General features: G+C 63.4%; 9 protein-coding genes. 7 read left to right on the top strand and 2 right to left on the bottom strand.

From position 1 onward, the window contains the following. The first annotated feature begins 188 nt into the window (after positions 1-188). Together KJP30_RS13280 and KJP30_RS13275 are read left to right on the top strand one after the other, a co-directional pair. Positions 189-1,259, top strand: a complete 1,071-nt coding sequence (locus KJP30_RS13280) for a Hint domain-containing protein (protein WP_218450153.1) — start codon at positions 189-191, stop codon at positions 1,257-1,259. 193 nt (positions 1,260-1,452) lie between these two features. After that, complete coding sequence (locus KJP30_RS13275) at positions 1,453-2,820, top strand: COG3904 family protein (protein WP_218449750.1); 1,368 nt, start codon at positions 1,453-1,455, stop codon at positions 2,818-2,820. A gap of 132 nt (positions 2,821-2,952) precedes the next feature. Here KJP30_RS13275 and KJP30_RS13270 read toward each other — a convergent pair whose 3' ends face one another. Beyond that, a complete protein-coding gene (locus tag KJP30_RS13270) occupies positions 2,953-3,450 on the bottom strand; it encodes an SH3 domain-containing protein (protein WP_218449749.1) in 498 nt (165 codons plus the stop codon). Positions 3,451-3,558: 108 nt separating this feature from the next. On the opposite strand from KJP30_RS13270, the gene KJP30_RS13265 reads away from it, so the two are divergent. The 4 genes from KJP30_RS13265 to KJP30_RS13250 all read left to right on the top strand — a co-directional run bounded on the left by KJP30_RS13265 (position 3,559) and on the right by KJP30_RS13250 (position 7,671). After that, positions 3,559-4,545 (top strand): 2-hydroxyacid dehydrogenase, encoded by a 987-nt coding sequence (locus tag KJP30_RS13265; protein WP_218449748.1) that lies wholly within the window; start codon positions 3,559-3,561, stop codon positions 4,543-4,545. A gap of 159 nt (positions 4,546-4,704) precedes the next feature. Further along, positions 4,705-5,217 carry an alkylphosphonate utilization protein gene (locus tag KJP30_RS13260; RefSeq protein ID WP_218449747.1) on the top strand — a complete coding sequence of 171 codons (513 nt, stop codon included), beginning with the start codon at positions 4,705-4,707 and terminating at the stop codon, positions 5,215-5,217. Positions 5,218-5,304: 87 nt separating this feature from the next. After that, the gene (ggt, locus tag KJP30_RS13255; protein WP_218449746.1) at positions 5,305-7,092 is read left to right on the top strand and encodes a gamma-glutamyltransferase; all 1,788 of its coding nucleotides are present in this window, start codon (positions 5,305-5,307) and stop codon (positions 7,090-7,092) included. Between the two features lie 138 nt (positions 7,093-7,230). Beyond that, positions 7,231-7,671 carry a hypothetical protein gene (locus tag KJP30_RS13250; RefSeq protein ID WP_218449745.1) on the top strand — a complete coding sequence of 147 codons (441 nt, stop codon included), beginning with the start codon at positions 7,231-7,233 and terminating at the stop codon, positions 7,669-7,671. A gap of 43 nt (positions 7,672-7,714) precedes the next feature. On the opposite strand, the gene KJP30_RS13245 is transcribed toward KJP30_RS13250, so the two are convergent. Further along, positions 7,715-9,301 (bottom strand): 2-isopropylmalate synthase, encoded by a 1,587-nt coding sequence (locus KJP30_RS13245; protein WP_218449744.1) that lies wholly within the window; start codon positions 9,299-9,301, stop codon positions 7,715-7,717. 436 nt (positions 9,302-9,737) lie between these two features. Between KJP30_RS13245 and KJP30_RS13240 the strand changes: the two genes are divergently transcribed. After that, complete coding sequence (locus tag KJP30_RS13240; protein WP_218449743.1) at positions 9,738-12,671, top strand: calcium-binding protein; 2,934 nt, start codon at positions 9,738-9,740, stop codon at positions 12,669-12,671. Positions 12,672-12,677: the final 6 nt, after the last annotated feature.

Raw genomic sequence — 12,677 nt, 5'->3', positions numbered from 1 at the left:
GCCCGTACCCACTGCCCGTACCCACTGCCCGTACCCGCGGCGCGTGATCCGGGGGGGGCAGGCACTGTGCTCCCCGCGCCACAGTTTCCCTTGTCTCCATCTCGGTCAGTCGCGTCACCCGGGATCTGCCACTTTGCGTAACCCGTTCCCTGCGCTAGGATTCCAAAAAAACGATGAGGCAGACGGGCATGGGGACGGGCTTTCGCGGCACGTTCGTCATCTCCTGGGCACAGACGGAAATCGACGGGGTGCAGGATGCGCCCCTGCCGGCATTGCAGGTCGGGGCCGCGTGGTCCTGGTCGGGTGATCCGGTGCGGGTGGATGGACCTGCGTCGGTGCTTCCGTTGGGCGAGATGACGGCAGATACACTGGACATTCGGCCGCGCGCGGCGCGCATGGTGCGCCGCCTCGTGGGGGCGGCACTGGCGCAAGAGCGGCCCGGCAAACCGCAAGAGGCCCTGGCCGAATCCACGCAGCGCGAGTCCAGTTTTGTGGTCACTGATGGCCGCAAGGGCTATACCGTGACCCTGATCGCCGTGGGCCGGGGCGTGCCGCCCTTGTTGATGTTCCTTGATGAATTGCCTCCCTCCGGGGTCGACCTCTGGGTGGTGCACCACCGTCACAGCGCTGATTTACCGCAAGCGCCGCAAGATCCGGGCGGCGTGATCTGTTTTACCCCGCAGACGCGGATCCTGACGCCGGGCGGCGCGGTGCCGGTGGGTCTTCTGCGCGAAGGCGATCTTGTCCAGACCAAGGACAGCGGGGCACAACCGATCTGCTGGATCGGCAGTCGCCGCATGTCGGGCGCCCGGCTTTTCGCCATGCCCGCACTACGCCCGATCCGGTTGCGGGCCGGGGCGCTGGGATTGGGGCAACCCAACCGCGATGTGCTTGTCTCGCCGGATCACCGCATGGTGGTGCGCGGGGCGGCAGCGCGGGCGCTGTTCAACACGCCCGAGGTGCTGGTTGCGGCGCGTGATCTAATCGATGGCCAAAGCATCGTTCAGGATCTGGACGTGAAAGAGGTGACTTATGTCCACCTCTTGTTGCCCCGGCACGAAGTGTTGTTCGCCGATGGCGTCGAAACCGAGAGTTTTCACCCGGCAAATACCGCCATGTCCTCGTTGGATGCCGAAGATCGCACACGGTTGTTGCGGACGCTCCCCGGTGTTGCGGGCAACCCGCAGGGATACGGCGCCTATGCACGGCGCAACCTGTCGGCCTCAGAGGCGGCTATCCTGCGGCACGAGGCGGCCTGAGCCGAGCCATAATCAGGTGGCGAGACCAAAGGTGCATGAGCCGGGGGGGCAGCCCCGCAAGGTCGGTCGTCGCTTCAACTTGGCGCGGGCCAAAACCCCCTGTCGCAAAGCTGTTTGAGCACCACGGGTAGCCTGCTACACCTTGCCATAGGCGGTGCCCGCTGCGCCGCGTCCTTGTGTCCGGGGGTTTGCCATGTCGTCCGTCTTGCGGGTCTTTGTCTGTCTCTTTGCCTTGACGTTTCCGGCCTTCGGGGCCGGGATCGAAACCCAGATGAAACGCCAGCTTGATGGTCCCAACGCCCAGTTGGTGATCCACCTGACCGGCCCGATCGCCGAGGGCGATGCCGAAAAGATCCGCCAGATTTACCTGCGCAGCGGTCTGGCCAGCAATGATGACTACGCCGATCTCGTCCTCTCGCTGGACAGCCCCGGTGGCAGTTTCGCCGAGGCGCTGAAAATTGCGCGCGTGCTGAATGAAAACGGCATCGGCACCTATGTGGCGGAGGGCGCAAGCTGTCTCAGCGCCTGCGCGGTGGCCTTCATGGCCGGGTCCGACATCAACACCCAGATCACCGGGCGCGACCGGTCGATCCACCCGCAGGCGCGGCTTGGCTTTCATGCGCCCAGTCTTGCGGTTCCCGACAGCGGCGAGGTGCCCGCGCAGCAGCTTGGCGCGGCTTTTGCCGTGGCACTGGCCTCGATCTCTGGCATTCTCGAAGCGGAACAATACCTCGGCATGAGCCGCAGCCTGCTTGTGCGGATGATTGCCACGCCGCCGGACGACATGTTCTTTGTCACCACCACCGGAATGGCTGGCATGTGGGATATTGGCGTGGATGCTCCCGCGCCGGACCTGCGCCTGACCGATCAGGCTTTGTCCGACACCTGTGCCAATCTCCATGCCTGGACGGCGGACCGGCAGATCGTCGGCCCGATGGGCGGCAGCGTGACCCATCCGCCCTCGGTCGGTGACCCGGGTTTCCGGGTCGAACGCCATGCCTTTACCGTGCCCCACAATCCAACCCGGCAAATGTACTGGATGCCTGCGATCAACGAGTATTCGATCAATTGTCACGTTCACCAGTGGGACTGGTCCAACACCAATCGCGGCCAGTGGGACAAGTCGATTTTCTTGGTCGCGGGTGTGACCCATGAAGGGCCGCAATCCGTCGTCCAGGGGCTGCAAAGCCGCAATCTCCGGCCGACCTGGCTGCCCTGGATCGCGGCGCTGCCTGCCGACACCCCCCTGGCCAGCCTTCGGGGTCCGGGCACACGTCTGTCGCCCGCATGGCCTATTGCCCCGAATTCCGCCGAGGGTCTGTGCCGCGAGTTTGGTCTTTTTGCCAAACTGGTGTCCGAGAGCCCCTGTCGCATGGTCCTCGAAGACGGCGCCTATCGGTTTTCCGGCGGGCCAGAGATCGACGCCTTTCAGCAGAAATGGGATGTGCTCATGGACTGGGAGGGCGTGCAGGCCTCCTCGCTCAGCCCCGAAGGACGGCACGCGCAGGCCACCTGCATCTTTGACCAGCGTGATCAGGAAACGCTGTGCTTTCAGCAGTGATCCGTGGCAGCGGCGGTGGGTGCTGTTTTCCGGTTGGTCACCCGGAAAACGATCAACCGCCGCTGTAACACGTTGATTTCACGCATTCCTAAGCTGTCCACACGTGGACAGCCTTTCCGGGCGCGGTCGGTGTTACTCGCGGATTTCGTCCAGCCCGACGCCCCAGAGCGCCCGCTTGTCGACCCAGCCGCGATAGCCCGAGGCGGTCAGACGGCACCATTCGGGGCCGCAATCGCCCAATCGCGCGATAACGCCCAGTTCCAGACGTGCCACCACGGCGCTTTCCGGGTCGGGACGGCGGAAAAGGCTTAACATGTCGCGTTCCACGATGACCGTCCGCGCACCAGACAGCAGCGAATAATGCACCCAGCCGCCCGCGCCGTCGCGGTCGCGGACACGGCGCCAGTGGCCGTGTTCCGCCGTGATCTCCAGCGGCATGCCGCGCCGCTTGTAGACCCAGTCGATCCGATGTGTCAGCGACGGCCCGCGCCGCACGTTGCCCTCGGAGGCCTTTAACGAAACAAAACGCGGCAAAGGCAGATTCGTGACCGGCCCCCGATCCTGTCCGGCCCACCCGGACCCGGCCAGCATGGCCAGCGCCACCGCCGCGGCGATCGCTTGTTTGAACATGGTTTTCAAGTCCTGCTCAGTTTTTCCGGCGGGGTTCTTGTGCCCCGTCCTTTCCTGTCGCAGTCTACCGCCCGAGGGACCCGCAGGGGAAGTTTGGGGAGAGGCTGAATGCCATCAAAACGTCTGAGTGTTGTCGTGACGCGACGCTTGCCCGAAGTGGTCGAGACACGGCTCACCGAACTGTTCGACGCAAAGCTGCGAACGGATGATACGCCCATGACCCGTGGCGAACTGGTCGATGCGGTGCAATCCGCCGATGTGCTGGTGCCGACGGTCACGGATCGTATCGACGCCGGTCTGATCGGGCAGGCAGGGGATCGGTTGAAACTGATCGCCAATTTCGGCGCCGGTTTCGATCATATCGACGTGTCCACGGCCCGGTCGCGGGGGATCCTTGTGTCGAACACGCCCGGCGTGGTGACAGAGGATACCGCCGATATGGTCATGGCGCTGATGCTGGGTGTGACGCGTCGCATTCAGGAAGGCCTGAAGGTCATGCAAGAGGGCAACTGGGACGGCTGGGCGCCCACGGCGTTTCTGGGCCACCGGATGGGGGGCAAGCGTCTGGGCATCCTTGGCATGGGCCGGATCGGTCAGGCCGTGGCTCGCCGGGCGGCGGCCTTTGGGATGCAGGTGCATTACCACAATCGCCACCGCCTGCGCCCCGAGATCGAAGAGGCGCTGGAGGCAACCTATTGGGAAAGCCTTGACCAGATGGTTGCGCGTATGGACATGATCAGCGTCAACTGCCCGTCCACGCCCAGCACCTACCACCTGCTCAACGCGCGGCGGTTGCAACTGATGAAACCCAGCGCCGTGATCGTGAACACCTCGCGCGGGGAGGTGATCGACGAAAACGCCCTGACCCGTATGCTGAAAGCGGGGCAACTGGCGGGCGCGGGTCTGGACGTCTACGAACACGGGCTTGCCGGGAACCCGGATCTGCGGAACATGCCCAATGTCGTGATGCTGCCGCACATGGGATCGGCGACCGAGGAAGGCCGCGTCGAGATGGGCGAAAAGGTGATCATCAATATCAAGACCTTCGACGACGGGCACCGCCCGCCGGATCAGGTTGTACCCGCGATGCTATAAGCGTGGGCAGGCCCGGCGCGGCCTGCGGATCTCGATTCTTGCGCGGGGCGCCGTCGGAGTGGCGCCCTTTTTGCTGCTTTGGGATACCTTGCGCCGCATGGACAGCCGTACCGCAAAGGCGCAGGAGAGGCGTAGAACGAAACCGAAAAAGATCCTGCCATGACCCATTGTGCCCTGTGCAAGGCCGAAGACACCGCGCCCGTCACCGTTGCTCCCAAGGATCTGAGTGTCGCGCTTTGCGCCACCTGCCGGGCCGGGCTGGAGGCCGCACCCGAGGACGGCCCGCACTGGCAATGCCTGAACGAAGCGATCTGGAGCACCGAACCCGCGGAACAGGTCATCGCGTGGCGTTTGTTGAACCGGTTGAATACGGCATGGGCACGTGACGTTCTGGACATGGCCTATCTGGAACCGGATGTGCTGGATTGGGCCAAGGCCGAGGACGCGCCAAGCGAAGCGGTCATTCATCGCGATTGCAACGGCGCGATCCTGTCGGACGGCGATACGGTCACGCTGATCAAGGCGCTGCCGGTCAAGGGGGCGGGTTTCACGGCCAAACAGGGCACTGCCGTGCGCCGGATCTCGCTGGAACCGGACAACGCCGAACATATCTCGGGCCGGGTCGAAGGTCAGCGAATCGTCATCCTGACCAAGTTCGTGAAAAAGGCGTAACTTCGCCTTTTTAAAGATCAAGGCTATCGCTTCCCACAGTCTCCTGATTGACTGCGTATCAGGAGACGCAACTGGGAGGTGATCGTCATGAAGATCACGAATCTGGCCGCGCTGCTGTTGATGACAGCAGGCGCGGTATCAGCACAACAATCGACGGACACGGTGGCGCCCGAAGCGGCCCATGCGGGTACCGGCGGCTTTGCCACCTTGTCGGACGAGGTGGCCGCAGCGCTTGACGCCAAGGCGGCGGGCCAGCCTGTCGCGGCACAGAACTGGATGGTTGCGGCGGCCAACCCCCATGCGGTCAGCGCCGGGGCCGCGGTGCTGCGCGCGGGCGGCACGGCAGCGGATGCCATGGTCGCGGTGCAAACCGTGCTTGGTCTGGTCGAACCGCAAAGCTCGGGTATTGGTGGCGGGGCATTCCTTGTCTGGCTGGATGGCGAAACCGGAGAGATCACAACGCTGGATGGCCGGGAAACCGCGCCTTTTGCCGCCACGCCGCGTCTGTTTCAGGACGACAACGGCGAACCGCTGAAATTCTTTGACGCGGTTGTCGGCGGTCGGTCAGTCGGTGTGCCCGGCACCCCCGCACTGATGCAGGCCGCGCATGAACGCTGGGGCAAGTCCGAGTGGGCCAGCCTTTTTGACGCGGCCGCCGCATTGGCCGAAGACGGCTTTGAAGTGTCGCCGCGGCTTGCGGGGCTGGTTGCCTCGGATGCGGACCGTTTGGGACGTCACGCGGAAACCACCGATTATTTCTTCCCCGGCGGCGAACCGATCGCCGAAGGCTCGGTCCTGCGCAATCCGGCCTATGCCAATGTCATGCGGCGCATGGCAGCCGAAGGCGCATCGGCGATCTATCAGGGCGAGATCGCACAGGACATCGTCGACACGGTGCAAGGGTTCGAAGCCAACCCCGGCGTTCTGAGCCTTGCCGACCTTGCCGCCTATTCGGTCAAAGAGCGCCCGGCGGTCTGCGCACCGTTCCGGGGCCACGACGTCTGTGGCATGGGGCCGCCGTCCTCCGGCGCGCTGACCGTTGGCCAGATCCTTGGCATGCTGGATGCATCCGATCCCGGAGCCATGGATGACCCGCAGACCTGGCGCAAGATCGGTGACGCCTCGCGTCTCGCGTTTGCGGACCGTGGCCGGTACATGGCGGACAGCGATTTCGTGCCGATGCCGACCAAGGGGCTGGTCGATCCGGCCTACCTTTCCGAGCGGGCCAAATTGCTGGAGGGCGATGATGCCCTGCCAGAGGTCAGCCCCGGGATGCCGGCATGGGATCATGCGATGCTCTGGGCAGATGATGAAAGCCTCGAACTGCCCTCGACCTCGCATATCTCGATCGTTGACCAGTATGGCAATGCCTTGTCGATGACGACCACGATCGAGAATGGCTTTGGTTCGCGGTTGATGACCAATGGCTTCATGCTGAACAACGAACTGACGGACTTCTCCTTCCGGTCGCATTCCGATGGCGTGCCGATTGCAAACGCCATTGCGCCGGGCAAGCGTCCGCGTTCTTCGATGGCGCCGACCATCGTGCTGAAGGATGGCGAACCGGTGCTGGTGATCGGGTCGCCCGGCGGATCGCGGATCATCGGTTACGTGGCGCAGGCGATCATCGCGCATGTGGATTGGGGTATGGACGTGCAACAAGCCGTGGCAATGCCGCATGGCGTGAACCGGTTTGGCACCTTCGATCTGGAGGCCGGAACCCCCATGGCGGATTACGCGGGGATGCTGGGCGATCTTGGGTTCGAAACCAATGTGCGGGACCTGAACTCGGGTCTGCATGCGATTTCCATCGGACCGGACGGTCTGTTGGGCGGGGCTGACCCACGCCGCGAAGGCATTGCGCTGGGCGAATAACGAAGAGAGGCGCTCCGGATTTTTCGGGGCGCCGCCAATATGGGCAGGCGTGGTTTGCCCAAAGCCACCCGGACCGGGTAAGCATCTGAGAAACATGGCGCTTGTGCGGATCTGGCCGCAGGCCTAAACGCTGGAGACATGAATAGTCTTGTCTCGATGCGCGCGGTCGCCGCGCTTTTCTTCACTGCCGTTCTGACCGGATGCGCCGCGGATGTCCGTGGCCCATCGGTGCCATTTCAGGCTGGTGCCAACCTGGAAGGCGCGCGCGCGGCCTTTGACGCCTGTTCGTTGCAGGCGCAAAAGGCAGGCCAGTCTTCGCTGGCCGGTCACTATGTCGGCAGCGTGCTTTGGGGTGGTCTGGTCGTCGGTCCGATCGTGGTGGCGTCCAACGCGCCAAACCTGCGCTACAACGGTGAAATCAACGCCATGGACCGCTGTATGGAAAACCGCGGGTTTGTACGCCGCGACCTGACACCGGCTGAACTGCGCGCAGTGCAGCGGGCGGATGCGGTCACTCGCCGGATGCTGCTGGATCACCTCGTTGGTGGCGGCACGCTGGAAAGTTTCCACCGCGCCTGAGATTTGCAAACGCCGCCGGTACGGGACCGGCGGCGCATGTTCCTTAGAATTCCTTGTAGGAAATCTCGCGCGAGTCGGCTCCGGGGCCAACGCGGCTGCGGCGTACGATCAGCCGGTTGAGCGCTTGGATATAGGCCCGCACCGAGGCCACCACGGTATCGGTGTCTGCCGATTGGCCGGTGGCAATCACGCCGTCCTCTTCCAGACGCACGGAAACCGTGGCCTGCGCATCGGTGCCTTCGGTCACGGCATGCACCTGATACAACTGCAAGCGCGCCTTGTTCGGGTGCAGTTCGCGGACCGCCTTAAAGCTGGCGTCGACCGGACCGTCCCCTTGGCAAGTGGCGCTGCGGTCTTCGCCGTCGATTTCCATTTCCAACTGCGCCTCGGCAGGGCCGCCGGTGCCGCAGACCACCTTGAGGTTCACAAGCTGGAGGTGATCGGCCTCGCCGCTGGTGGCGGAGACAAGCGCAAGAATATCGTCGTCAAAGACCTCTTTCTTGCGGTCGGCCAGATCCTTGAAGCGAACAAAGATGTCCTTGAGCTGGTTGTCCCCGACCTCGACCCCAAGATCCTTGAGTTTGGCGCGCAGCGCTGCGCGGCCCGAATGTTTGCCAAGCGGAAGCGAGGTGCCCGCAATGCCCACGTCCTCGGGGCGCATGATCTCGAAGGTTTCGGCGTTTTTCAACATGCCGTCCTGATGGATGCCGGATTCATGCGCAAAGGCGTTCTTGCCGACGATGGCCTTGTTGAACTGCACCGGAAAGCCCGACACGGTCGAGACACGGCGCGAGATATGCATGATCTTCTTGGTGTCGATGCCGGTGTAATAGGGCATGATATCGCCCCGTACCTTCAGCGCCATGACCACCTCTTCCAAAGCGGTGTTGCCCGCCCGTTCGCCAAGACCGTTGATGGTGCATTCGATCTGACGCGCGCCACCTGCGACGGCGGCAAGGGCGTTGGCCGTCGCCATGCCAAGGTCGTTGTGGCAATGCGTGGCAAAGACCACGTCATCCGCGCCCGGCACGGTTTCGATCAGGCGGCGGATAAGGTCGGCGCTTTCTACCGGCGCGGTATAGCCCACGGTATCGGGGATGTTGATCGTGGTGGCGCCCGCCTTGATGGCGATTTCCACGACGCGGCAAAGGTAATCCCATTCGGTCCGCGTGGCATCCATCGGCGACCATTGCACGTTGTCGCAAAGATTGCGCGCGTGACTGACCGTCTGTTCGATACGCTCGGCCATTTCGTCCTGGGTCAGGTTCGGGATCGCGCGGTGCAGCGGAGATGTGCCGATAAAGGTGTGAATGCGCGGTTGGGCGGCATGTTTCACGGCCTCGAAACAGCGGTCGATGTCGGGAAGCTGTGCACGGGCCAACCCGCAGATGACCGAATTCTTGGACCGTTGGGCAATCTCGGTCACGGCGCGGAAATCCCCCTCGGAGGCGATGGGGAAGCCTGCTTCGATGATGTCGACGCCCATGTCGTCCAAAAGCTCGGCAATTTCCAGCTTTTCATCATGGGTCATGGTGGCGCCGGGCGATTGCTCGCCGTCGCGAAGGGTGGTGTCGAAGATGACAACCTTGTCTTTGTTCGCCTCTGCGGGTGCGTTTGTCTCGGTGCTCATGGTCTTTCCTCAGCTATGCGGGCGGGACGCGGCGGCGTCTCCGGAATGGGGGTGATCCGTGGACAGGGGACGACAGGCCGCGAAAGCGGGCGGGACTGCGGCCATCAATGGACCATGGAAAGCTGTCATCGGGGTGTCCAAACTCGGGTGCGTGATGGGTCCGGCGCGTCACACATCTCCTCTGAGCACGCGCGCCGAGGGGGCCACGCTCAGAGGCGAGTTAGCAGTAGACCGGTGCCAAACGCGAAAGCCGCCGAAAGGCGGTTCGAAAGGGCGTTATGGCGGAACATGGTCATGGGCTGCACTATACGTCGCAATTTCCAAATGAAAACCCATGAATCGACGTCAAATCCCCGCCTGTCCGGCTTCGCCTGCTTTGCCCTTGGCGCGGCTTCGGGCATAATCGGTGCAGGCAAGAAAAACAGGGCAGGAAACCATGCGCAAATGGCTGGGCGGTGTCACGCTGGCTTTGGCGGGGGCATTTGGCGGAACGGGCGTCGTGGCCGATCAACAGTCGGCGCGCGTCTATGTCTTTGGCAACTCGCTGGTGAATCACCTCAGCGAGGAGTCGCGGCTGACCAATGTCCCGCATTGGCTGAACGAGATGGCCAAGGCCGACGGGCGCAGCCTTGCGCTTGACGGTCAGTGGGGGTTCCTGAGGAATTTCGCAGATGGTCTGCCGCCGACGGCCAACTGGTCCTTTTCCGGTGTGCAGGGGGCGTGGTCGCCCGGTCAGGGGCCGTTTCGCGACGGGCGTTTTGACGCGGTGATCGTGACGCCTGCCAATTTCATCCAGTACCAGTTGCCTGACGTGCCCTACGAAGGCGACAACCCCGAGGCAGAAAGCCCGCTGGGTGTGGTGCAGCGGCTGTTCGACTGGGTCGAGGTCAACAGCCCCGAGGCCCGCCTGTTCGTCTACGAGGGTTGGGCCGACATGGGGGCCATCGCCCCCAGCTTTCCGCCCAGTGCGGCACAACTGGAACGGTATCACGCGTTTAACGCGGGCGAATATCACCAATGGTATCGCGACTTGCTGAACGTGCTGTCCGTCACCCGTCCCGATACAAAGGTGGACCTGATCCCTGTCGCCTCGGTCTTGGCCGAGGTGTTTGGGCCCGGCGGGGTGCTGGAAGGTCTGCCCGCCGAGGCGTTGTATACCGACAGCTCGCCGCATGGCACGCCGACGCTGTACATGCTGGCCGCGATGGTGACCTATGCCTGGATCTATGACGCCCCGCCGCCAGAGTCTTTTGCGCCTCCGGCAACCCTGCACCCTGATGTGGTCAGCAATTATGACAGGCTGGCCGAGGTGATCTGGCAATCCGTACCTCAAAAGGGGCCAGCCCGGACCGAGGTGGCAGACCCTGAACCAGAGGCCGCGAAACCTGCGGAACTGCCTGAACGACAGCCCATCGCCTTGCCGCCGCGCGGTGTGCGGCCCGACGGGCCACCGGCGCTGGCGTTGGGGTTGAACGGGATTTCTGACTGGTCGACGCAACATCCCTTTATCGACCTGATGAAATCCTCGCGCGGCTGGGTCGGCAATATCGGCGATCAATGGGGCGCCGTCCGCACCGAAGAGTTGCGCGCTGGCGGTCATCTGGATGAAAATGACTGGCCCCTGCGGATCCCCGACGGTGTCGATGCGCTGGAAACCGTGATCCTCACCAATCAGCCCAAAGACGCCGAGTCCCTGCGCGGCGATTATGTGATGCTATACGATGGCGAGGCTGATTTCAGGTTTGTCGGTCGGGCGCGGCGGGTGCGGCGCGAGCCGGGACGCGTGACCTTTTCCTATGAACCGGGCGAAGGGTTGGTAACCCTTTCGATCACCCGGATTGACCCGGACAACCCGATCCGCAACATCCGTATCCTGCGCAGCGACCACGAGGCGCTGTTTGCGGCGGGCGCGCTGTTCAACCCGACCTTCCTGTCCCGGATAGAAGACATCCGCGTTGTCCGGTTCATGGACTGGATGATCACCAACGGCTCTCCGGTCACGGGATGGGACGCACGCCCGACGATGCAGACGGCAAGCTGGTCGGAATGGGGTGTCCCGGTCGAGGTCATGGTTCGTCTGGCCAATGTGCTGGGCGCGGATCCGTGGTTCAACATGCCGCATCTGGTCGATGATGCCTACGTCCGCCGCTTTGCCGAAATCGTCGAGCGCGATCTGGATCCCCGGTTGAAGGCTTATGTCGAGTTTTCCAACGAGGTCTGGAATCCGGGTTTCCCGCAGGCTGCGTGGGCCCGGACCGAGGCCGCGGCGTTGTGGGGCGAGACCGAGCAAGGTTGGGCGCAGTTCTACGGCCTGCGATCCGCACAGGTCATGAAGATCTGGACGGATGTCTTTGGCGAGGACAGCGCCCGGCTGGTTCGCGTTGTGGCCACGCATACGGGTTGGCCCGAACTGGAACGGAATATCCTGACAGCCCCGCTGGCCTATCTAAAGCTGGGCCACATGCCGGTCGAAAGTTTCGATGCCTACGCCGTCACCGGCTATTTCGGCTATGAAATGGGCGGTGCCGAGATGGCGCAGCGCATGGATGGATGGCTGGATGCATCGGCGAAACTGGCGCAAAAGGCGGGTGAGGATGCCGGGTTGAAACGGGTTGCGCTGCGGGAATTCGTCAAGGCGCATCAATTCGACGGGGCAATCGCGCCAGTGGCCGAAGCCTTGGAAAAAGGCTCGCTCCGGCAGCTGGTGGATGAAATCTTTCCCTATCATGCGGGGGTGGCGCGTCGGCATGGTCTGCGCTTGATCATGTACGAAGGCGGCACGCATCTGGTGGGACATGGTGCGCGGGTCAACGACGAACGGCTGACCGATTTCTTCAATACCTTCAGCTATACACCCGAAATGGCCCGCTTGTATGAATTGCTGCTGGCGGGCTGGGTGGATTCGGGTGGCGTTCTGTTCAACGCCTTCGTCGATGTTGCCCCGGCGACCATGTGGGGCAGCTGGGGCGCGTTGCGGTTCCTTGAGGATCAGAACCCCCGCTGGGACATGTTGATGGCCTACAACGCCTCGGGGCCGAACGGTTGGGAACGACGGGACGACACGGCCTTTGCCAACGGGCGGCGGGTTCTGGCCGGTGATGGCCGGATCGAGGGCACGCCGGAAGAGGATTACCTTGTCGGCGGCACGGGCGATGATGTGCTGGTGTCTCTGGGCGGGGCGGACGTGCTGTCCGGTGGACCGGGGCAGGATCGCGTGATCTTGCCGGGGCATCGTGACGGCTATGAGTTTGCGCGGGAGGATGGCCGGATCGTGGCGCGCTATCAGGGTGGTCACGTGCTGATGACGGGCATGGAATACGTGATCTTCGACACCGCGCCCGACATCGAGATCCCGGCCGGGGAGCTGTAAGATCCC

This window comes from Antarctobacter sediminis (genome assembly GCF_019218285.1).
Taxonomy (GTDB): domain Bacteria; phylum Pseudomonadota; class Alphaproteobacteria; order Rhodobacterales; family Rhodobacteraceae; genus Antarctobacter; species Antarctobacter sediminis.
Note: the sequence above shows the minus strand (reverse complement) of the source record. Positions and strands in the feature narration are given on the sequence as shown.